General features: G+C 69.1%; 22 protein-coding genes. 10 read left to right on the forward strand and 12 right to left on the reverse strand.

Features of this window, described 5'->3' with window-relative positions; translation table 11 throughout:
• Positions 1-40 precede the first annotated feature (40 nt).
• Complete coding sequence (locus OVA30_RS06080) at positions 41-217, reverse strand: YdcH family protein (protein WP_003603176.1); 177 nt, start codon at positions 215-217, stop codon at positions 41-43.
• Positions 218-468: 251 nt separating this feature from the next.
• Between OVA30_RS06080 and OVA30_RS06085 the strand changes: the two genes are divergently transcribed.
• A complete protein-coding gene (locus OVA30_RS06085; RefSeq protein WP_003603178.1) occupies positions 469-690 on the forward strand; it encodes a YdcH family protein in 222 nt (73 codons plus the stop codon).
• A gap of 227 nt (positions 691-917) precedes the next feature.
• Here OVA30_RS06085 and OVA30_RS06090 read toward each other — a convergent pair whose 3' ends face one another.
• Entirely contained in the window at positions 918-1,094 is a 177-nt protein-coding gene (locus OVA30_RS06090; protein ID WP_003603180.1) for a DUF3606 domain-containing protein, read from the reverse strand.
• Between the two features lie 301 nt (positions 1,095-1,395).
• On the opposite strand from OVA30_RS06090, the gene purE reads away from it, so the two are divergent.
• The 4 genes from purE to OVA30_RS06110 all read left to right on the forward strand — a co-directional run bounded on the left by purE (position 1,396) and on the right by OVA30_RS06110 (position 5,057).
• Entirely contained in the window at positions 1,396-1,893 is a 498-nt protein-coding gene (gene purE / locus OVA30_RS06095) for a 5-(carboxyamino)imidazole ribonucleotide mutase (protein ID WP_015822543.1), read from the forward strand.
• A gap of 17 nt (positions 1,894-1,910) precedes the next feature.
• Positions 1,911-3,023, forward strand: coding sequence for a 5-(carboxyamino)imidazole ribonucleotide synthase (locus OVA30_RS06100; RefSeq protein WP_268174925.1), 1,113 nt, complete (start codon positions 1,911-1,913; stop codon positions 3,021-3,023).
• A gap of 387 nt (positions 3,024-3,410) precedes the next feature.
• Positions 3,411-4,271, forward strand: coding sequence for a tetratricopeptide repeat protein (locus OVA30_RS06105; RefSeq protein ID WP_003603185.1), 861 nt, complete (start codon positions 3,411-3,413; stop codon positions 4,269-4,271).
• A 405-nt stretch (positions 4,272-4,676) separates the two neighbouring features.
• On the forward strand, positions 4,677-5,057 hold the full coding sequence (locus OVA30_RS06110; RefSeq protein ID WP_209688605.1) for a response regulator: 381 nt from the start codon (positions 4,677-4,679) through the stop codon (positions 5,055-5,057).
• Positions 5,058-5,127: 70 nt separating this feature from the next.
• On the opposite strand, the gene glpX is transcribed toward OVA30_RS06110, so the two are convergent.
• Positions 5,128-6,123, reverse strand: a complete 996-nt coding sequence (gene glpX / locus OVA30_RS06115; protein WP_268174926.1) for a class II fructose-bisphosphatase — start codon at positions 6,121-6,123, stop codon at positions 5,128-5,130.
• Between the two features lie 235 nt (positions 6,124-6,358).
• Positions 6,359-7,681: a homoserine dehydrogenase gene (locus OVA30_RS06120; RefSeq protein ID WP_015822545.1), complete on the reverse strand. Its 1,323-nt coding sequence runs from the start codon at positions 7,679-7,681 to the stop codon at positions 6,359-6,361.
• Between the two features lie 365 nt (positions 7,682-8,046).
• Here OVA30_RS06120 and OVA30_RS06125 point away from each other — a divergent pair, with 365 nt between their 5' ends.
• Positions 8,047-8,346 (forward strand): hypothetical protein, encoded by a 300-nt coding sequence (locus OVA30_RS06125; protein ID WP_268174927.1) that lies wholly within the window; start codon positions 8,047-8,049, stop codon positions 8,344-8,346.
• Between the two features lie 39 nt (positions 8,347-8,385).
• Here the strand turns inward: OVA30_RS06125 and OVA30_RS06130 are convergent, their stop codons facing one another.
• The 4 genes from OVA30_RS06130 to OVA30_RS06145 form a co-directional block, all read right to left on the reverse strand.
• A complete protein-coding gene (locus OVA30_RS06130; RefSeq protein WP_012253506.1) occupies positions 8,386-9,369 on the reverse strand; it encodes a hypothetical protein in 984 nt (327 codons plus the stop codon).
• A gap of 107 nt (positions 9,370-9,476) precedes the next feature.
• Positions 9,477-9,809, reverse strand: coding sequence for a hypothetical protein (locus OVA30_RS06135; protein WP_012253507.1), 333 nt, complete (start codon positions 9,807-9,809; stop codon positions 9,477-9,479).
• A gap of 75 nt (positions 9,810-9,884) precedes the next feature.
• The gene (locus tag OVA30_RS06140; RefSeq protein ID WP_268174930.1) at positions 9,885-11,135 is read right to left on the reverse strand and encodes a NupC/NupG family nucleoside CNT transporter; all 1,251 of its coding nucleotides are present in this window, start codon (positions 11,133-11,135) and stop codon (positions 9,885-9,887) included.
• Between the two features lie 115 nt (positions 11,136-11,250).
• Positions 11,251-11,913 (reverse strand): class I SAM-dependent methyltransferase, encoded by a 663-nt coding sequence (locus tag OVA30_RS06145; RefSeq protein ID WP_268174931.1) that lies wholly within the window; start codon positions 11,911-11,913, stop codon positions 11,251-11,253.
• A 51-nt stretch (positions 11,914-11,964) separates the two neighbouring features.
• On the opposite strand from OVA30_RS06145, the gene OVA30_RS06150 reads away from it, so the two are divergent.
• Positions 11,965-12,561: a hypothetical protein gene (locus OVA30_RS06150; RefSeq protein WP_268174932.1), complete on the forward strand. Its 597-nt coding sequence runs from the start codon at positions 11,965-11,967 to the stop codon at positions 12,559-12,561.
• Between the two features lie 53 nt (positions 12,562-12,614).
• Here OVA30_RS06150 and OVA30_RS06155 read toward each other — a convergent pair whose 3' ends face one another.
• On the reverse strand, positions 12,615-13,763 hold the full coding sequence (locus tag OVA30_RS06155; protein WP_268174933.1) for a glycosyltransferase: 1,149 nt from the start codon (positions 13,761-13,763) through the stop codon (positions 12,615-12,617).
• 83 nt (positions 13,764-13,846) lie between these two features.
• Here OVA30_RS06155 and OVA30_RS06160 point away from each other — a divergent pair, with 83 nt between their 5' ends.
• Positions 13,847-15,049, forward strand: coding sequence for a DNA topoisomerase IB (locus tag OVA30_RS06160; RefSeq protein ID WP_238507992.1), 1,203 nt, complete (start codon positions 13,847-13,849; stop codon positions 15,047-15,049).
• A 19-nt stretch (positions 15,050-15,068) separates the two neighbouring features.
• Here OVA30_RS06160 and OVA30_RS06165 read toward each other — a convergent pair whose 3' ends face one another.
• The gene (locus tag OVA30_RS06165) at positions 15,069-16,163 is read right to left on the reverse strand and encodes a methyl-accepting chemotaxis protein (protein WP_268174934.1); all 1,095 of its coding nucleotides are present in this window, start codon (positions 16,161-16,163) and stop codon (positions 15,069-15,071) included.
• Positions 16,164-16,309: 146 nt separating this feature from the next.
• Here OVA30_RS06165 and OVA30_RS06170 point away from each other — a divergent pair, with 146 nt between their 5' ends.
• Positions 16,310-16,492, forward strand: a complete 183-nt coding sequence (locus OVA30_RS06170; RefSeq protein ID WP_012752714.1) for a hypothetical protein — start codon at positions 16,310-16,312, stop codon at positions 16,490-16,492.
• Positions 16,474-17,889 (forward strand): cytochrome ubiquinol oxidase subunit I, encoded by a 1,416-nt coding sequence (locus OVA30_RS06175; RefSeq protein WP_003601976.1) that lies wholly within the window; start codon positions 16,474-16,476, stop codon positions 17,887-17,889. The genes OVA30_RS06170 and OVA30_RS06175 overlap by 19 nt, the downstream gene beginning before the upstream one ends.
• 91 nt (positions 17,890-17,980) lie before the next feature.
• Here OVA30_RS06175 and OVA30_RS06180 read toward each other — a convergent pair whose 3' ends face one another.
• Together OVA30_RS06180 and OVA30_RS06185 are read right to left on the reverse strand one after the other, a co-directional pair.
• A complete protein-coding gene (locus OVA30_RS06180) occupies positions 17,981-18,688 on the reverse strand; it encodes a response regulator transcription factor (RefSeq protein WP_268174935.1) in 708 nt (235 codons plus the stop codon).
• Between the two features lie 181 nt (positions 18,689-18,869).
• Entirely contained in the window at positions 18,870-19,766 is an 897-nt protein-coding gene (locus OVA30_RS06185; RefSeq protein WP_012253514.1) for a GGDEF domain-containing response regulator, read from the reverse strand.
• Positions 19,767-19,768: the final 2 nt, after the last annotated feature.

Consider the following 19,768-nt stretch of genomic DNA (forward strand, 5'->3'; position numbering starts at 1 on the left):
GCCGGCAGCGCCTCCCGGGGCGAAGCCGGCCGGGGTGTCGCTAGTGGAGGGTGTCCCCGCGCAGGCGCTCGATTTCGTCCTTGAGGTGCAGTTTCTTACGCTTGAGTTCGGCGATGCGCAGGTCGTCGCTGGCGAGGGACTGCATCGCGTGGTGAAGCTCGCGCTCGAGGGCTTCGTGCTTGGCGGCGAGCTGGCTCAAATGCGTCTGCAAGGACATGAGGTGTCGCTCCTGTCACAGTTTCCGACGGGGGTAGACTGGCACAGGATGGAGCACGTGTCGAAGCCATTCGGCGGCAAAGTGGATGGATCGGTAACAGGGCAATTTCAAATCTTCTGGAGCGGGACGGCACGCTGACCTTGGCCGTTGCAAGCTCCGACAAGACGGGAGAACCGGATGTCCCGCCTTGCTCCGGCCGGGAGCTTGGCGCATGGTCGCGCCCGGTCAAGGCCGGTGGTGTGTTTCAAGCGATGATGGCGGACGAGATTGCCAACGACGCGGTCGCGGATCCGGCCGGCGAGCTGACGCGGTTGCGCGAAGAGCACCGGGATCTCGACGAGGCGATCGAGGCGCTGAAGGTCAGCGTCGCCGTCGATCAGCTTCAGTTGCAGAGACTCAAGAAGCGCAAGCTCGTCTTGCGTGACCGGATCACCCATCTGGAAGACCAGATCACGCCGGATATCATCGCTTAGAGCCGTATCCGCCCTGATGGCATCAGATCGGCGTCTCTCGCCCCTTGTCTTGACGCGCATTCTTTCGACGAACCGGGGACCACTTCGTCGGCATGCGCTCGAGCACACCGGCATTGTCTGAAAGCCGCTGGCCGCTTTTCGGCACGATGCTCGCGCGGCAGCGCCGGGAAGGGTACGACCTCCCCGGCGAAGCTAGTGTCGATCGGCGACTGAATGACTTGGTCAGGCTACTTGGCGAGATAGGCCGAGACGCTCGACACCCGGGTTCCGACGAGGCGGACCGCCTTGCGCAGGCGTTCGTCGGAGACCTGAAGCAGGTCGGCCCAGTGCTTGCGGGTGGTGCTGTCGTGAATGTCGATATGGGTTGCCGTGCGGGCGCGCGTGTTCTGGTCCGCGGAGGACATTTGAGAGCTCGCTGAGGTAAGGGGCCCGGCCGCTCGATGGCCGTTTCCAGCTCAACGCGGTCGGTCGATTTCGGCTCCGCCCGGTTCGGTGAGAATCGGGGGATTTTCACAAGGCGTCGCCGGTGCCTCCGCCCGGCCTCGACGCCGCGCTAGGGGCGAGGCGTGCGCCTCATGGCCGGCCCGTGGTGCAGGCGCATTTTAAGTGTTTGCAGGGTCTCGCCTTGCCGGGGTACGGGCCCCCCTGTTATTCGGCCTTTTCGCGGGCCGACGGGCCCGCTTCCTCGTAATGGGCCAGACGACGATGCTGGGATCGCCCCCGGTCGCGATCATCATGGGAAGCCAGTCGGACTGGGCGACCATGCGCAACGCCGCCGAAACGCTGGATGCGCTCGGCGTGGCCTACGATGCCCGCATCGTCTCGGCCCACCGCACCCCGGACCGCCTCGTCTCGTTCGCCAAGGGCGCGCGGGAAGCCGGTTTCAAGGTGGTGATCGCCGGGGCGGGCGGGGCCGCGCATCTGCCGGGTATGACGGCGGCGATGACGTCGCTGCCGGTCTTCGGCGTTCCGGTCGAGTCGAAGGCGCTCTCGGGCCAGGACAGCCTGCTCTCCATCGTCCAGATGCCCGCCGGCATTCCCGTGGGCACGCTGGCGATCGGCCGGGCCGGGGCCGTCAACGCCGCCCTGCTCGCCGCCGCCGTGCTGGCGCTCACCGATGCCGGGCTCGCCGAGCGGCTCGATGCGTGGCGCGACCGCCAGACCGCCTCCGTCGCCGAACGGCCGGACCCCTCTCAAGCCTGACAACGACACGAAGCGCCATGGCCTCTCCCACCTCCTCGCCGCAGATCCGGCCCGGCGGCACCCTCGGCATCGTCGGCGGCGGCCAGCTCGGCCGCATGATCGCGCTCGCGGCGGCCAATTACGGCCTCAAGGTCCACATCTACGCCCCCGACGCCGACAGCCCGGCCTTCGACGTGGCCCATGCCCACACGCTGGCGCCCTACGACGACGCGGCGGCGCTGGCCGCCTTCGCCGATGCCTGCGACGTGGTCACCTACGAGTTCGAGAACATCCCCCACGCCACCGCGGCGGTGCTCGCCGAGCACGCGACCCTTCGCCCGAGCGCGACGGCGCTGCTCACGACGCAGGATCGCCTGTCCGAGAAGGACTTCGTGACCTCGCTCGGCATCCCGACCGCGCCCTACCGGACGGTTGATACGGTCGAGGATCTCGTGCGCGCCCTGGAGGCGCTCGGCCGTCCCGCCGTGCTGAAGACCCGGCGCTTCGGCTACGACGGCAAGGGCCAGCGGATGATCCGCGAGGGCGACGACCCGGCCGCCCTCCTCGCCGAGTTCAAGGGCGCGCCCTGCATCCTCGAAGGGTTCGTGCCGTTCGAGCGCGAAATCTCGGTGGTCGCCGCCCGCGGACCGGACGGGACCTTCGCGGCCTACGACCCCTGCGCCAACGAGCACCGCGACCATATCCTTGCGCTCACCCGCGTCCCCGCTCCCGGCCTGACCCGGACGACGGGCGATGCGGCGGTCGCCATCGCCCGCGCCATCGCCGAGGCGCTGGACTATGTCGGGGTGCTCGCGGTCGAGATGTTCGAGATCGCCGGGCCCGAGGGGGCCGCCCGCCTCGTCGTCAACGAGATCGCGCCCCGCGTGCACAATTCCGGGCACTGGACCATCGAGGGCGCGCTGACCTCGCAATTCGCGCAAACCGTGCGCGCGGTCTGCGGCTGGCCGCTCGGCGACACCGCCCGCACCGGCGGCATGGCGGTGGAGATGGAGAACCTCATCGGCGCCGAGGCCGATGCCTGGGCGGACCTGCTCGCGGAGCCGGGCGCCCATCTCCACCTCTACGGCAAGGCCGAGGCCCGTCCCGGCCGCAAGATGGGGCACGTCACCCGGCTCAAGCCGCTCGACTAAAGCTTGACCATTCAATCTGTCGCCTCTCGGCAACAGCGAACTACAGTCGAGCCCGGTTCGAAGCGTTCGGCGAAAGCGTGAGGACACGGGCCACACCTTCGCCACATCCCGAGGTTTCAGCGGAGGGTACGGGGCGTCCGCGGAAGCATCGTGCGTGTTTGTCCGGTCTCAGGCCGGAGGGGCCCGCCGAATTTTCCCGGATTCGTTTCGCAAAACCTTCGCTCCACGGCTCGGCCCGCGCGGGCGCTGTCGGCGATGCGGATGTTTTGCGAGGCACTTTAAGCGCCCATTCACCGTGTTGCGGCAGCGTGCGCGCGACGGGATGATCCGGGCCTCAAGGGGCCGCCGCGGAGATCCGGGCAAGCGGGCGCGGGGGAGAACGGGACAATGATCGGGATGACGCTGGACGGACGCAAGGCGAGGCTGGTCGGTGCCCTCGCGCTGACGGCCGCGGCGCTGGCCGGCTGCGAGACCTATGGCAGCGCGACGGCTCCGCGCCAATTCGCGGTGCTGGAGACCGACACGACGGGCGCCACCAACGTCAACATCGCCTCGCTCAGCGACGTGATTTCGCGCAACCCGTCGGATGCCGGCGCCTACAACACCCGCGGCGCGGCCTATGCCCGCGCGGGTCAGTTCGGCGAGGCGATCACCGACTTCTCGAAGGCGATCCAGCTCGATCCGAACTCCGCCTCGGCCTACAACAACCGGGCGCTGGCCTACCGCCAGACCGGCCGCGCCGATGCGGCGATGCAGGACTTCTCGAAGGCGATCGCCAACGATCCGAATTTTTCCGCCGCCTATATCGGCCGGGCGAACCTCGAACGCGCCCAGGGTGACCTCGACGGCGCGCTGAACGACCTCAACGTCGCGATCCGCCTCGCCCCGGAATCAGCCGAGGCCTACCACGCGCGCGGCCTCGTGCGGCAGAAGCAGAATCACAACCCTGAGGCGATCGGCGACTTCGCTGCGGCCATCGACCGCAACCCCTTCGTCGCCGCCCCCTACGCCGCCCGCGGCCAGAGCCTGATCTCGCTGGGCCAGTACGACAAGGCGATCGAGGACTTCAACGCAGCGCTGAACGTGAACGCGAAGGACGCCGGATCCTGGGCCTATCGCGGGCTTGCCTACGAGAAGACGAACCGCCGCAAAGAGGCGAACGAGAGCTATCAGCAGGCCGCGCGCCTCGATCCCAACAACGCCGTCGCCAAGCAGGGCGTCGGCCGTATGCAGGGCGGCCTGTTCTAGGGCACTTTCCCATCTTGCAGGGGCCGCGGGTTCGTCGAAATCTGCGTGTCCCATCAACGGCTCGGAGCCGCCGGCCGATCGGTGCTCGGCGGCCCCTCAAGCGTTGGGCGAAATCCGTCAGAACCCGCTCGATCCACCGCGCCCGGGCGCCCATTCGGGCCGCCTTCTCACGGGCGGCTGCCGAAATGGCGACGCGAGGGGAAGCGCTCTGACACGTGCCGATGGGCGCGTCTCGCGAACCGGATGACCCTCCGCCGAGTTAGGGCTGGGAACCGGCGCAACCTCCTTACGGTTGTGGGCAACTTGAAATCTGTGGGCGGGGCTCTCCGAAACGGATTTCGCGGTTTATACTTCCGTATCGAACGCGATCTTGAGCGTATCGAGAGAGCGTGGAGGGAGCGGCCGATGCCGGACGGTACCGAACTGTTCAACGGAAGGCATGTCCTCGTCGTCGAGGACGAATATTTTATCGCTGAAGACATACGGCGTGCGTTCGAAGAGCGGGGCGCGCAAGTGGTCGGCCCCGTGGGGAATGTCGATGACGCTCTGGCGATGATCGAGACATGCCCGCGCATCGACGGCGCGGTGCTCGACATCAACCTGCGCGAGGTCATGGTCTTCCCGGTTGCCGACGCGCTCAGGGCGCGCGGCGTCCCGTTCGTCTTCGCCACCGGCTACGAGGAGAATGCCGTCCCGTCGCGCCTGCGGGACGCGGTTCATTGCGAGAAGCCGATCGATCCGGCGCGTCTGGCCAAGGCGCTGTTCGGTCCAGCCGTCGTCGGCTGAGCGGGAGCCGAGCAGGGGTCGGCTCCGGCCCCGCTTCGGTCCCGGCCGATCCCCCGTTCGCGATCGCCAATCAGCCCGGCGCGCTCTCCAGTCGGCGGTGTTCGCAGGCGATGCGGCGGACGGTGCCGGTGTTCGAGCGGTAGACCACCGTCTCCGTCTCGATCATGCCGGGGCTGAACCGCACGCCCGCAAGCAGGGCCCCCGTGGTCACGCCGGTGGCCGCGACGATGACGTCGCCCCGGGCCATGTCGTGCATGTCGTATTTCCGGTTCGGGTCGGTGATGCCCATCTTGACCGCCCGTGCCCGCTTGTCGGCGGAATCGAGGATGAGACGCCCCTGCATCTGGCCGCCGATGCAGCGGAGCGCGCTGGCGGCGATGACGCCCTCCGGCGCGGCGCCGGTGCCCATGTAGATATCGACGCCGGTCTCGTCGGGCTTGGTGCAGTGGATGATCGCGGCGATGTCGCCATCCGAGATCAGGCGGATGCTGGCGCCGGTGTCGCGCACGGCGGCGATCAGGTCCATGTGGCGCGGGCGGTCGAGGATGATCGCGGTGATGCCGGAGGTCTCCACGCCCTTGGCGCGGGCGAGCGAGGCGATGTTCCGGGCCGGGCTCCAATCGAGATCGACCGTGCCGAGCGGGTAGCCGGGGCCGATGGCGATCTTCTGCATGTAGACGTCGGGGGCGGCGAGCAGCGAGCCGCGCTCGGCCAGGGCCATCACGGCGATGGCGCCCGGCATGTCCTTGGCGCAGAGCGTCGTGCCCTCCAGCGGATCGACCGCGATGTCCACGGACGGACCGTTGCCGGTGCCGACGGCCTCGCCGATGAACAGCATCGGCGCCTCGTCGCGCTCGCCCTCGCCGATCACCACGCGGCCCTCAATCGGCAGCAGCATCAGCTCGGCGCGCATCGCATCGACGGCGGCTTGGTCGGCCTCCTTCTCGCGGCCGTGGCCCCGCAGCCGGGCCGCGGCGATGGCCGCCGCCTCGGTCACCCGCACCAGTTCGAGGGTCAGGCCCCGCGCCGTGGGATCGCTGAAGATCCCGGAATTGGCCGCCGACATCGCCCTACGTTCCTTGTTCCCCGGCGCATCGTCCCGGATCTCGGATCCGCGGCGATGCGCTCATCTCTTGTCGTAGCATCGTCCCGAAAGCCGGTGGCCACCTTTCGGGACGATGCTCTCGGCTCGCCCGGTTCCGGCCGGTATCGATCCGCGCACGCCGGCCCGTCTCCGCACGGGAGGGCGGTTTCGGCGGGATCGCGTCGGAAAACGGCGGCGGGTGCCTCGGCTTTCGTGCCTATTCGCGTTCGATCCGGATCAATTGCGGTGCCTCGGCGAGCAGGCCATCGCGGTCGATGGCAGCCAACGCCTCGCGGACATTGCCCTCGGTCGCGGCGTAGGTGATCAGCACCAGCGGCACCGGCTGGCCGGAGAGGCCCTGCGGATCGCTGGAGGCGGCCTTGGCGGAGCGGCGCTGGACGATGCTCTCGATCGAGATATTGGCCTCCGCCATGCGGGTGGCGACGCCGGCCGCCACGCCGGTGCGGTCGTGCACGGTCAGCCGGATGTAGTAGCCGCCCTCGTGGCGCTGCATCTCGACCCGGCGCGGCGGCGCAAGGCCCGCGATCGGCTGGCCGAAGGTCGGGCGCACGAGCCCGAGCGCCACATCGGTGATGTCGGCCACGACCGCGGAGGCCGTGGCCGCCCCGCCGGCGCCGGGGCCGATCAGGGTCAGCTCGCCGACCGCATCCGCATCGACGGTGACAGCGTTGGTCACGCCCATGACCTGGGCGATGGCCGAGGCTTTGGCCACCATGGTCGGGTGGACCCGCTGCTCGATCCCCGCCTCCGTCGCCTGCGCGACGCCGAGCAACTTGATGCGGTAGCCGAGTTCATCGGCCATGGTGAGGTCGAGGGGCTGGATCGCCGAGATGCCCTCGACCGAGACGCCCTCGGCGTCGATCTCCACGCCGAAGGCGAGGCTGGTGAGGATGGCGAGCTTGTGGGCGGTGTCGAAGCCCTCGACGTCGAAGGTCGGGTCGGCCTCGGCGTAGCCGAGCGCCTGCGCGTCCTTGAGGCAGGCCTCGAAGGTCAGCCCCTCCGCCTCCATGCGGCTGAGGATGTAGTTGCAGGTGCCGTTGAGGATTCCGTAGACGCGGGAGATCGCGTTGCCGGAAAGCCCCTCGCGGATCGCCTTGATGACCGGGATGCCGCCCGCCACCGACGCCTCGTAGGCGAGCGCGACGCCGTTCGCTTCGGCCAAACGGGCGAGCGCCGCGCCGTGATGGGCGAGCAGCGCCTTGTTGGCGGTCACGACATGCTTGCCGGCACCGAGCGCCGCCTCGACCGCGGCCTTGGCCGGCCCTTCCGAGCCGCCGACGAGTTCGACGAACACGTCGATCTCGGGCGAGCGCGCGAGCGCCACCGGATCGTCGAACCAGTGCAGGCCCGACAGATCGACGCCGCGGTCGCGGCTCCGGTCACGGGCGGAGACGGCGGTGACGGTGATCGTGCGGCCGGTCGCGGCGGTGAGCGCCTCGGCGCGGCGGGCGACCATGTGCAGGACGGAGGCACCGACCGTGCCGAGCCCCGCAATGCCGAGGCGAAGGGTCTGCGTCATGGAAGTTCGCACCGTAATCGACGTTGGCACCGGACCTGTTCCGGATCGCCGCCCGACGGCCGCTTCTCGCTCGAAGGATCGCCTGGGCGGCGGTCCGGCGAGGGCGCGGAAGACGTCTGGGACGGCGCGCACTTCTGCAACGATTTGGGGCCGGTACGCAAGGAAACGGGACGGGAAGGGTGTGGCAGGCGCCCATGCGAGGGGCGAGGCCGGGGGGCCGCGCGGGTTCCGGCTTGCCGAAGATTGGCCTCAAACCGGGGCTCTTCTCCTGGCTCGGTAGCGCCACGCTTGAGCCGCAGGCTCCGGCTGCGCTGCCGGCAGCAACGCGATGGCGCCGCTGGGTGCGAATCTGAGGAGTTTCGACGATGAGGGGCATCCTTCTCGGGGGCGTGGTGGCGAGCGCCCTGGCGCTCGGCACGGCGCTCGCCGCCCAGGCACGGGACGGCATCGGTCCGGGTGGTGCTGCGGCGCTCGGCGTGCTCGGCGGCCTTGCCGTCGGCGGTGCGATCGCGGCGGCCAACGATCCCTATTACCCCGGCAAGCCGGTCTACCGGGCCCCCCCGCGGCCGGTCTATGTCGAGGGCCCGATCTGTCACTTCGAGCGCCGCGAGACCATCGACCCCTATGGCGACATCTACATCCGGCGCGTGCGCGTCTGCGAGTGATACGGTTTCTCTCCTCTCCCTGGCGGGGAGGAGAGGATTTCAGCGCAGTTGCAGGCTGTCCACCACCTGACGGAACAGGGGCAGCATCTGCCCGCGCTGGTCGGCGCGGGTGACGCCCACGGCGCGGATGTAGCCGTCTGGGTTGAAGCGGATCGTCTGCGAGACCACCACCGGCTGGCTCGAAGGGATGTCGACGGCGCGCGCCACGATCTCGTGCCAATCGATGCCGTTCTGGCGATAGCTCTGAGACCGCTCGATGACGAAGTCCTTCATCGTCTGGTTGGCGTAGAGCGAGGCGCGGGCGAAGCCGTCGCGCTGCTCTTGGGGCGTCGGCTGCTGCACCGCCTGGGCGACCACGAGGATCGGCTGTTCCAGGTTGGTGACCTGATCGCGCGGGCCGAGGGTCAGCAGCACGGAATTGCCGGCCAGCGCCCGCACCGGGCGGAAGCCCGCGAGGTCGCCGATGCGGAAGGGCAGGGCGGCGATCTGCTGGTCGAGGGACAGCGCGCCGCGGATGCGCAGGCCCGTGAGCATGCCGCGCATCGACTCGTCGGTCTCGGCCTCGACGGCGGCCTGGGCGATGATGATGCCGGTCACCTCCGGGGCGCCGACGATGAGGAGCCACTTGCGCGCCGCGGGCGTGCCCTGGCCGTCGGCGGGCGTCAGCTCACCAGTGAACAGCACGCCCTCGGCTCCGCCATCGAGCGTCACCGGCTCGCGGGTCTGGACGACGAGCCCCTGCGTCTTGAGGTTCTCGTCGGTGAAGCTCTGCTTGAGTTCGGGATAGGCGCCGGCCGGCAGTTCGACGATCGAGAGCATCGCCCCGCCGCCGAGCCGCTCGAAGCCGGTGAAGCGCTTCGAGATCGTCATGTCCGACGGCGGCTTGAAGCCGAACCGCGAACTCGGCGGAAAGATCGCGTCCTCGGCACGCGCCGGCGAGACGGGGGCGGACACGGCCCCCGCCAGCACGGTCGCCGCAAGGATGGCGGCGGCGAGCCCGCGGGAGAACAGACGCAACGGCATCACAGGTTGTCTCCGAAGAGCCCTTCTCGGCTCAGGCCCATCCGCGATGGGTCGTCCGCCGCGGATATCCTGTCAAGCGCGGCAGAAAGCCGAGGGAGGCGTAGGGATTATTTCCCGCGCCAGCGACGCCATTGCTGCTCGATCCAGCGGGCGGATTTCTCCATCGGCACCTTGAGGCCGGGCACGTCCTGGGCCAGCAGCGCGAGGCCGAGCGGGAGCATCCACAGGCCGAGCACCGGCAGGATCGAGAAGATGCCGCCGAGGATCAGCAGGATCGCAGCGAGCAGCCGCACCGGAAAGCGCGCCGGCTCGCGCAGCCACGCCACCCCGCGCTGCACCGACTCGGGAAGCTTCTGGCTGGCGCGGTCGACCCGCTCGTCCCAATCGCGCGCCGTGACCGGTGCCTGCGGTGAGGCTGGCGTGGCTCGGGCCGGTTCCATGTCGCGCGCGTTCTCCATTCTCTCAGAATGACGATGCAGGCCGAAAGGTTCGCCGATTCCCGTCCGTTCGGCGTGTTACCCGGTGATGAACAATCCGGCGATGGCCGCGCTGGTAAGGTTCGAGAGCGTGCCCGCGAGGATCGCGCGCAGGCCAAACCGGGCGATCTCGGGTCGGCGCTCGGGAGCGAGACTGGTGAAGCTCGCGAGCTGAATCGCCACCGAGGCGAGGTTGGCGAAGCCGCAGAGCGCGAAGCACAGGATCGCGCTCGTGCGCGGGTCGAGGGTGCCGGCCTTCAGGATCGGCGAGAGGCTGGCATAGGCCAGGAATTCGTTGAAGGCGATCTTCTGGCCGATGGCGCCGCCGACGAGGGTCGCCTGCTCCCACGGCACGCCCAAGAGCCAGGCCAGCGGCGCCAGCACGACGCCGAGAATGCCCTCGATCGAGAGCCCGGCGAACCCGAACACGCCGCCGGTCCAGCCGATGGCGGCGTTCACCAGCGCGATCAGCCCGACGAACGCGATCAGCATGGCGCCGACCGCCACGGCGACGCCGAGGCCCTTCTGCGTGCCGTCGGCGGCGGCCTCGATCAGGTTGGCCGCCCGCGCCTCGCCGAACTCGACGCGCGTCGTGAGGATGCGCGTCGGCTCGGTCGAGGGCACGAGGATCTTGGCGTAGAGCAGCCCGCCGGGAATCGCCATGAACGAGGCGGCGAGGAGATACGGCATCGGCACGCCGAGTGCGGCGTATCCGGCGAGGATCGAGCCGGCGGTGGAGGCCGCCCCGCTCGTCATCACCGCGAACAACTCGGGCCCGGTCAGCGCCGCGAGGAAGGGGCGCAGGGCCACGGCGATCTCGCTCTGCCCGATGAAGATGGTGACGACCGCCGAGAACGATTCGATCGGCGAGGTGCCGAGCAGTTTTCGCAAACCCGCGCCGAGAAACCGGGCCAGCGCCTGCATCACCCCGAGATGGTAGAGCACGCCGATCAGCGCGGAGACGTAGAGAATCTGCGGCAGCACCCGCAGGGCCAGAATGAAGCCCGAGCCGCCGAACAGCTCGAACATCCGCGGCTCGACAAGGCCGCCGAACAGGAAGGCGGTGCCCCGGTCGCCGAAGGAGAGCACGGTGGTGACGACATCCGCCACCGCGCCGAGCGCCCTCTGCCCGGCGGCCACGAACAGCATCAGCGCGCCGATCCCCACCTGGAGCGCCAGGGCGGCGAGCACCACTCGCGGCCGGATCGCCCGCCGGTTCACTGAGAACAGCCACGCCACAGCGAGCAGCAGGGCAACGCTCGCGCCCGCATGGAACAACCTGTCGAGCATTTTTCGGACCGGGCGCGGAGAGGGTATGGCTTTCCGGCGCATGCGCGAACCGGGCCAAGACGACAAGAGAGGTCGGCAAGAGAGGCCCGCAAGGGAGGCCGGCTGCCGCTGCGGATCAGGCGAAGCGCCAGACCGAGGATCGCTTGATCTCGGCATCCTCCAGCGCCCGCGTGACCGGCACTTCGTAGGTCACAAGCGGGATCAGGCGTTCGCGGGGCAGGTAGGAGCGGCCGGGATCGCCGATCAGGACCGTGCGTCCGCGCCCATGCAGGTCGCCGAGCCAGCCGCCGACCGCGGCGGCGAGATCGCGCTCGTAGAAGATGTCGGCAGCCAGAACGCAGGCCGCATCCGTGCCGATCAGGTCGCTGCCATCCGCGGTGATGCGGTCCGCCACGCCGTTGGCCGCGGCGTTGAGCGGGATCGCGTGGAGCGCGAAGGGATCAAGGTCGCTCGCGGTGACGTGGGTCGCGCCGGCCATCGCGGCGGCGATGGCGACGAGCCCGGAGCCCGAGGCGAAATCGACCACCCGCCGCCCCGCCACGGTCGCGGGGTTGTCGAGGATGTAGCGGGCGAGCGCCTGTCCCCCGGCCCAGGCGAAGGCCCAGAACGGCGGCGGCAGGCCGATCGCCTCCAACTCGTCCTCGGTCTTCTGCCACAGCGCGGTCGCCTCGTCGGCGACGTGCAGGACGATTTCGGGGGCGTGCGGTACCGGGCGCAACGCCGTATGTTCGCGGATGAAGCGGAGGGGGTCGTGGCCAGCCGCGTCGAACGTTGCCAAATCAGATCTCGCTCTGCATAAGGTTTTTACTCTTCGGGAATACTGATCGATATGGGCGAAAGCGAAGCGTTTGTACTGGAAGCCCGTCCTCTTTCTCTTGAAGAATTTCAGTCCTTATGCCGGCTGTCTCAAAAATATCGCGATGCCGATGCGGGGCCCAAGGCGATCATCAGATCAAAATTGGCGGCTCTGGTGTTGTTGGTTTTGATTATAACTTGCGCCATCTTGTATAATTTCGAGACTTACATAGAGTATCCATCGATATTCGGGGGAGGTGATAGGTTCTTCGTTCTCAATGGGAGTTGGATGCTCATGCTTGCGCTGTACGCATTCCTGCTCGGAGTGCTCATGCACGCGGCAGGTTGCGCGGCCTCGGGGGCCCAGGCGATCGAAACGGAATGGTCCGCGCGACTCAGGCTGTCTTGGACGGAAACGCGCATTGACCATCGGGGCGTCACCGTCGAGGGACCCGCCGCCGCAGTCTTTCAGGCTTGGTCGACCATGACGGAGGTCCGATCCGAGGCGGGCCTGATCGCTTTCGTGACGAACGGCGTGATTCTGCTGGCCGTCCCCGAAGCGGTGATATCGACTGAGGAACGCGATCGCGTCGTCGCCTACTGTGCCGCCAGGATCGCCGAGGCCCGCTAGATCGCCGCAACGGATCGAGCTGCGTCTTCCGCCGAGCGCGACCCTTCCGATCATCAACCCAAAAGCTCCGCGTAAAGCCCCGCCACCGTCTCGGCGACGGCGGCTTCCGTGTAGCCCCCTTCGAGAATGCGCGCCCGTGCCGCCGCGCCCATCCGGGCGACGAGCGCAGGGTCGGCGGCGAGCCGCGTCAGCGCGGCGGCGAGCGTGGCGGCGTCGCCCGGCGGCACGAGCAGGCCCTCGACGCCGTCGCGCACGAGATCGCGGCAGCCCGGCACGTCGCTGGTGAGGATCGCCCGGCCGCAGGACGCCGCTTCCAGCAGCGTGCGCGGCAGCCCCTCGCCGCCGCGAGAGGGCAGGGCGCCGACATGGTGGGCGGCAAAGATGCCGGCCACGTCCGCGGTCGGGCCGTGCCACGTGATCCCGTCGCGCGACCAGTCCCGCAGGGTTGCCTCGGGGATCGCCCGGCGGTTCGAGGGATCGGGCGCGCCGTAGAGCGAAAGTTCCACCGCCGCACCCCCGGCGCGGGCCTGCCGCACCGCCTCGACCGCGACGTCGATGCCCTTCGACCACAGCATCCGCGCGACGATCGCCACCTTCAGCGGGGCCGGCGGCGGCAGCGGGCGCGGCGCGAAGGAATCGGGATCGACGCCGGCGCCGCCGACCAGGGTCACGGCGGTGTCGGACGGGTCGAGGCCGAGCGCACGGGCGTCGTCCGGGTTCTCGAATAGGAAGCGGGTCTGCGGGCTCGCCAGCGGGCCGCGGATCAGCCCTTTCAGCGCCAGCCGCGAGAGCCGCCCGGTCGCGTCCGCGCGGGCGCCGAGCAGGCCGAGACCGGTCAGCGCGAAGACGCGGCGCGGAATGCCGGCCATCGCCGCGGCCGTACCGCCGACGAGGATGCCGCGCAGCGCCACGCAGTGGACGATGTCGGCCTTCAACGCCTTCAGGATGCCCGCGAGCTGGCCCGCGGCGTAGCCCGCCGCCATCGGGTTGAGGCTGGAGCGCTCGGCTTCCAAGGGCACGACGCGGATGCCGGCGGCCTCGATCACGGCGCGGTGCGCGCGCACCCGCGTCACCACCGCGACCGAGAGGCCCATCTGCCGGGCGGCGCGCGCCATCGGCAGGAAGTGCGAGGCGAAGAACCAGTCCTCGGTCACGACGAAGACGAGGCTTTTGCCGGCGTAAGAGGCTGTTGAGGCGGTCATCGTGCGTGGCCATAGCACGGGGCCCGCGCCGGAACAGCGCCGGCTTTCGCCCGGTTGATGCCCCACGGATCAGGGAGGGCGTCATGCTGTCGGAGGAGGTCGGAGCCGGCGTGGTCGATCCCCGCGAGGCCGCGCGGGATGCGGGCCTGCGCTACGTGGACGATTCCAAGCCCGGCCTGCGGCGCAAGCGCAACGGCAAGGGCTTCCGCTACATCGACCCGAAGGGCGCCCCGGTCCGCGACGCGGAGGAGATCGCCCGGCTCAAAAGCCTCGCGATCCCGCCGGCCTACACCGAGGTGTGGATCTGCCCGCACCCGAACGGCCACATCCAGGCGACCGGGCGCGACGAGAAGGGGCGCAAGCAGTACCGCTACCATCCCCGCTTCCGCGAGGCGCGCGAGGCCTCGAAGTTTCACCGCATCATGGCCTTCGCCGAGGCGCTGCCAGGCATCCGCGCGCGGATCGACGCCGATATGGGCAAGCGCGGGCTGCCGCGCGAAAAGGTGCTCGCCACCGTGGTCCACCTCCTGGAGACCACGCTGATCCGTGTCGGCAACGACGATTACGCCCGCTCCAACAAGAGCTACGGTCTCACCACCCTGCGCGATCCGCATGTGAAGGTGGCCGGCTCCGAGATGCGCTTCCGCTTCAAGGGCAAGAGCGGCAAGGAATGGTCGGTCTCGGTGCGCGACCGCCGCGTGGCCAAGATCGTCAAGGCCTGCCAGGACCTGCCCGGCCAGGAGCTGTTCCAGTATCTCGACGAGGATGGCCAGCGGCGCGACGTCACCTCCTCGGACGTGAACGCCTACCTGCGTGAGATCACGGGCGAGGATTTCACCGCCAAGGATTTCCGCACCTGGGCCGGGACGGTGCTGGCGGCCCTGGCGCTGCGGGAGTTCGAGGCGTTCGACAACGCGGCCAAGGCCAAGAAGAACCTGCGCGCGGCGATCGAGTCGGTGTCGTCCCGGCTCGGCAACACGCCGACCATCTGCCGCAAGTGCTACATCCACCCGCAGATCCTCGACTGCTACCTCGAAGGCGGGATGCTGCTGCAGGTGAAGGAGGCGGTCGAGGGCGAACTCAAGAACGAACTCGACGTGCTGCGCCCGGAGGAGGCGGCGGTGCTGAGCCTGCTTCGGGCCCGGCTGGAACGGGCGACGAAGGCCGCGTCCAAGGGTACGAAGAGCGAGAGCACGACGAAGATCGAGCCGCCGCGTCAGACCGGAGGCCGCAAGGCCAGGGCGACCGGCACGAAGCGCACGTCCGGGGGCAGGCGGGCGGCGTGAGGCGGTCCGCAGGCGCCGGTCAGGTGCCGCTCTGGACGATGGCGCCGTACCAGCCGAGCCCGCGATAGGTCTCGTAGCCCGGCGTTCTGTGAAAGGCGGTGACGGCTCCGGTCCGAGGATCGCGGGCGATCCCGCTCTCCCGCCCGTTCAGCTCCACGGCGAGCGTCTCGGTGAGAACGCCCTTGCCGTCGGAGGCGGCGAGGATGCGGCGCTGCGCGTCTACGAGCACCACGCGGGTGCGCGCCCGGTCCTCCTGCGCGATCCGCACGCCCTCGACGATCGATTTCGCCTGGGCTTCCCAATCGAAGTGGATGGCGAGGACGCCGCAGGCCGGAGCGCCGTTCGTCTCGTAGATTCCGGCGGCATAGGTCGCGACCTGTGCGCCGCCGAGCTGCGCCTCGCGCCGGACCTCGCCGGGAACGTAGTCGTCGCTGCCCGACAAGCGGATCGCATCCCGGAACCAGGGCTCGCCCGCGACGCTGCGCCCGCGCAGGTTCGGGTAGCGCTGGGGCCGGCCGTTGGCGAGGACGGTGCCGTCGCGGCCGCATAGCCAGAGATCGAGATAGACCGTGTAGGCCGAGAGGATCACCCCGAGCCGCTTCGAGGCATAGTCGGCGGTCCCCGAACCGCCGTCCCGGTCCGGCCGCGCGGCGCAGGCGACCACCGCCGCGTCGGTCGCCCACCAGCGCACGTCGCAGGTTCGCTCATAGAGGTTGCGGTCGATCAGCTCGATGGCGTTGAGGGAGAGATCGACCAGGCGCTCGCCTTCCGCCTTCGCCGTCATCGCATCGACGCCCTGCTGCAATTCGCCGATCCGCGCGGTCAGTCCGGTTTCCAGTTCCCGCGCCAGCGCCTCGATCTCGGCACCGATTCCGCGCACCTCCTGTGCCACCACCGAGAAGCCGCGGCCGTGCTCCCCGGCGCGGGCGGCCTCGATCAGCGCGTTGAGGGCCAGCATCTTCGCTTGGGCGGTGATCTGCCGGATGCGTCCGACCCGATCCTGAGCGATGCGTCCGACTTCCCGTGTCAGGTCGGCGATGGTCTTCGGCTCGTGGTCCGGCTGTTGCCCGGCTTCGGCTTGGAACGAGAAAGGAACCAATGCTGGTGCCGGCATGGCGATAACCCGGTTTGCGTGCAGTCCGTGTTATCGGCCCCATGATTAACATAGGTCTAAATCGAGACGCTTTGCGACGTTCAGGCCGTGGCATTGGAGAGAAATCAGCGCGTTGCCGCGCCGGCTGACCTGTTTAAGGTTCGGGGTTGGCAATCGCCGATCCCGGCGCGGTCAATCCGCACAAGGGATGGGCGCGGAGAACCGGCATCGTCGAAGACCGGTTGATGGATGAATTGGCGCGGCTGGCCGTACGACACGACAGCCGCGACCGCGCGAACCGCGGTGACGCCACGGTCAGGAAGGTGAAGCGATGGAACTCGACGCCCTGATGCTCTCGCGCATCCAGTTCGGCTTCACGATGGCCTTCCACATCATCTTCCCGGCCTTCACCATCGGTCTCGCCGCCTTCCTCGTCCGGCTCGAGGGGCAGTGGCTGTGGACGAGGAACCCGATGTACCGGGTGCTCTACCGCTTCTGGGTGAAGGCCTTCGCGGTCTCGTTCGGCCTCGGCGTCGTGTCGGGCATCGTGATGAGCTACCAGCTCGGCACGAACTGGTCGCGCTATTCCGATTTCACCGGCAACGTGCTGGGCCCGCTCATCCAGTACGAGGTCATCACCGCCTTCTTCCTGGAGGCGGGCTTCCTCGGGATCATGCTGTTCGGCTGGGACCGGGTCGGCGACCGGCTGCACTTCCTGGCGACCTGCATGGTCTCCCTCGGCACGCTGATCTCCGCCTTCTGGATCCTCTCGGCCAATTCGTGGATGCAGACGCCGGCGGGCTTCACGATCGAGAACGGCCGGGCGGTGGCCACCGACTGGTTCGAGGTGATCTTCAACCCGAGCTTCCCGATCCGCTACGCGCACATGGTGCTCGGCTGTTTCCTCACCACCGCCTTCGCGGTGTCGGGCATGGCCGCCTGGATGATCTTGCGCGCCCGCAAGGAGCCGCCGGCAAAGGTTCAGGGGGCCCGGGTCTCGCTCTCCATGGCGCTCTGGTTCGCGCTGATCTTCACGCCGATCCAGATCTTCGTCGGCGACACCCACGGCCTCGGCGTGCTCAAGCACCAGCCGACCAAGCTCGCGGCGATCGAGGCGAACTGGGACACCCAGGCCAACATGCCGCTGCTGCTCTTCGCGATCCCGAATATGGAGGCCGAGCGCAACGACTTCGAGATCGGCATCCCGAGGCTCGGCTCGTTCATCCTGACCCACGACTTCTCCGGCGTGGTGCCGGGCCTCAAGGACGTGACGCCGGACAAGCGCCCGCCGGTCTGGCCGGTGTTCTATGCCTTCCGCGCCATGGTCGCGATCGGCATGGCCATGCTGCTCCTGAGCCTGTGGAGCCTGTATCTGCGCTGGAAGGGCACGCTGTTCACGAACCGCGTCTTCCTCACCTGCGCCATGCTGATGACGCCCTCGGGCTTCGGCGCGGTGATCTTCGGCTGGTTCACCGCCGAGATCGGGCGTCAGCCCTACATCGTCTACGGCCAGCTCAAGACGGCGGACGCCCATTCGCCGCTGACGGCCCAGGCGGTGACGACCTCGCTGATCGCCTTCATCGTCGCCTACGCGATCATCTTCGGCTTCGGCAGCTACTATCTCGCCAAGCTGCTGCGCAAAGGCCCTGAGCCGTTCGAGCCCTCGGTGCAGGGCGAGGATGTCGGCCGCAAGCCCAAGCGTCCCCTCTCGGCACTGGACGAGAAGCTGGAGCCGCGCTCCATCTAGCGCATCGTTCCGAAAGCGGTTGCCGGCACGTCGGAACCATGGCCCGGAAACGTCCGCCCGATGCGAGCAGGTCGGATGCGTCTCCGGGCCGTTAGGCCCGGGCGGCGTGGACGGTGTGGCGGGCGGGGCTGCGCGGCGCCTCGGTGTCGAGCACTGGGGCGAGACCGAGCTGGCGGGCGAGGGTGACGAGATCCTTGAGGCGGCCGGTCTGCGTCTTGCGGCGCAGGTTGAGCCGGTGGGTCTCGACCGTCCGGACGCTCAGCGAGAGCCGCCGGGCGACCTCCTTGTTGCTGAAGCCGGCACTGAGGAAGCGCAGAACCTCCGCCTCGCGCGGGGTGAGACCGATGACCGGATCCTCGGTGCAGGGGCAGGCGGAGGACGCTGCCGCCGACGGCGCGGGTGAGGCTCCCTTCGCGAGGGCGAGCACGCTGGCGCAGACCTCGTCCGCCGGGGTGCCGCAGCCGACGAAGGCGTCGGCGCCAGCGGCGATCAGCCGATGCATCGCCGACGCGTCGAGGGTCCGGAACACCGCGAGCACCCGCAGCCAGGGCCGTCCTTCGCGCAAGGCCGCGATCCGCGCGCAGCCGGCTTCCGCTCCCGCTCCGTCCACCGGGACCAGCGCAACCGCCGGCACCGGACCGCCACGGGCCAGATCGTCCTCGCCGATGGTGCGCAGGGCCGGTGCGTGCTCCAATTCGGCGCGCATCCGTGCGTCGAGCCCCGACGGCTCGTCGACGATCAAAAGCTCGACAGCCCGGCTCGCCGTGTGGCTGGCGGTGTGATTGACGGCCTGGCTCATGCCGCTCCCCTCTCGTCCCGCCGCAGAACGGTGCGGCTTGTGCGGATGGGGAAGAACAAGAGTCGTTCCAGCGGTTTAGGGGCCATTATTGCCCCGAAACGTTCCCTCGCGGTGCCGCCAGGCGGTCACCGTCCCGCTTCGGGACGGGATGCGGCAGGGTAATGCCCCGGCTGTGCGTGTTCTACGCGGTCCGGGACAGGATGAGGTCGGACATCGCCGAGACCACGCGATTGCGGCCCGTCGTCTTGGCCTCGTACAGGGCGATGTCGGCCCGCTTCAGAAGGCCCTCGACGGTCTCGCCCTCGGACCATTCGCTCACGCCGAAGCTGCAGGTGAGCCGCACCGGCCCCTTGGTCGAGCGGATGCGCAGGTCGGAGGTCTTGAGGCGCAGGCGGGAGGCGACCGCCTCGGCCTCGGTGAGACGCTGACCGGCGAGCATCACCGCGAATTCCTCGCCGCCCAGGCGCCCGGCAATGCCCTCCGCCTCGATCATCCCCGCCACGGCCTTGATCGCCGCGTCGCCGACATCGTGGCCGTGCTCGTCGTTGATGCGCTTGAAATGGTCGATGTCGAGGATCACGGCGCAGAGATGCCCGAACGACCCGGCCTTCTGAGCGGCCTCCCGTGTGCGCTGCAGGAAGGCGCGGCGGTTGAGCAGGCCTGTGAGCGAATCGGTCTCGGCGAGCCGGATCAGGTCGCTCTGGAGCGTGGTGAGGCGCTCGGCCGCCCGCATGCGCGCCTGCAATTCCTCGGCGCCCGGCGGCTTGTCGATGAAGTCGTCGGCGCCGCTGTCGAGAGCCTCGGCGAGGTTGCGGGCGTTGCGGGCCGAGGACATGGCGATGATCGAGAGCGGACGGCTCGACTCGGACAGCAGGCGGGCCGACCAGCACAGCTCCAATCCGCTCAACGGACGGACTTCCAGGCTCGTGATCAGGGCCCGGACCTTCGGATTGTCGGTGATGTAGGCCAGCGCCTCACCGGAATCGGTGAACTGCGTCACCACATGCCCCCGCGGTTCGAGCATGCCGGCCACGATTCGCAGGACGACACGGCTCGAATCCACGATGACGATGTGCACGG

This window comes from Methylorubrum sp. SL192, from assembly GCF_026672325.1.
Classification (GTDB): domain Bacteria; phylum Pseudomonadota; class Alphaproteobacteria; order Rhizobiales; family Beijerinckiaceae; genus Methylobacterium; species Methylobacterium extorquens.

Coding starts and splice junctions, on each gene's coding strand:
- OVA30_RS06080 (WP_003603176.1), bottom strand. CDS start 217: ATGTCCTTGCAGACGCATTTGAGCCAGCTCGCCGCCAAGCACGAAGCC.
- OVA30_RS06085 (WP_003603178.1), top strand. CDS start 469: ATGATGGCGGACGAGATTGCCAACGACGCGGTCGCGGATCCGGCCGGC.
- OVA30_RS06090 (WP_003603180.1), bottom strand. CDS start 1,094: ATGTCCTCCGCGGACCAGAACACGCGCGCCCGCACGGCAACCCATATC.
- purE (WP_015822543.1), top strand. CDS start 1,396: ATGCTGGGATCGCCCCCGGTCGCGATCATCATGGGAAGCCAGTCGGAC.
- OVA30_RS06100 (WP_268174925.1), top strand. CDS start 1,911: ATGGCCTCTCCCACCTCCTCGCCGCAGATCCGGCCCGGCGGCACCCTC.
- OVA30_RS06105 (WP_003603185.1), top strand. CDS start 3,411: ATGATCGGGATGACGCTGGACGGACGCAAGGCGAGGCTGGTCGGTGCC.
- OVA30_RS06110 (WP_209688605.1), top strand. CDS start 4,677: ATGCCGGACGGTACCGAACTGTTCAACGGAAGGCATGTCCTCGTCGTC.
- glpX (WP_268174926.1), bottom strand. CDS start 6,123: ATGTCGGCGGCCAATTCCGGGATCTTCAGCGATCCCACGGCGCGGGGC.
- OVA30_RS06120 (WP_015822545.1), bottom strand. CDS start 7,681: ATGACGCAGACCCTTCGCCTCGGCATTGCGGGGCTCGGCACGGTCGGT.
- OVA30_RS06125 (WP_268174927.1), top strand. CDS start 8,047: ATGAGGGGCATCCTTCTCGGGGGCGTGGTGGCGAGCGCCCTGGCGCTC.
- OVA30_RS06130 (WP_012253506.1), bottom strand. CDS start 9,369: ATGCCGTTGCGTCTGTTCTCCCGCGGGCTCGCCGCCGCCATCCTTGCG.
- OVA30_RS06135 (WP_012253507.1), bottom strand. CDS start 9,809: ATGGAACCGGCCCGAGCCACGCCAGCCTCACCGCAGGCACCGGTCACG.
- OVA30_RS06140 (WP_268174930.1), bottom strand. CDS start 11,135: ATGCTCGACAGGTTGTTCCATGCGGGCGCGAGCGTTGCCCTGCTGCTC.
- OVA30_RS06150 (WP_268174932.1), top strand. CDS start 11,965: ATGGGCGAAAGCGAAGCGTTTGTACTGGAAGCCCGTCCTCTTTCTCTT.
- OVA30_RS06155 (WP_268174933.1), bottom strand. CDS start 13,763: ATGACCGCCTCAACAGCCTCTTACGCCGGCAAAAGCCTCGTCTTCGTC.
- OVA30_RS06160 (WP_238507992.1), top strand. CDS start 13,847: ATGCTGTCGGAGGAGGTCGGAGCCGGCGTGGTCGATCCCCGCGAGGCC.
- OVA30_RS06165 (WP_268174934.1), bottom strand. CDS start 16,163: ATGCCGGCACCAGCATTGGTTCCTTTCTCGTTCCAAGCCGAAGCCGGG.
- OVA30_RS06175 (WP_003601976.1), top strand. CDS start 16,474: ATGGAACTCGACGCCCTGATGCTCTCGCGCATCCAGTTCGGCTTCACG.
- OVA30_RS06180 (WP_268174935.1), bottom strand. CDS start 18,688: ATGAGCCAGGCCGTCAATCACACCGCCAGCCACACGGCGAGCCGGGCT.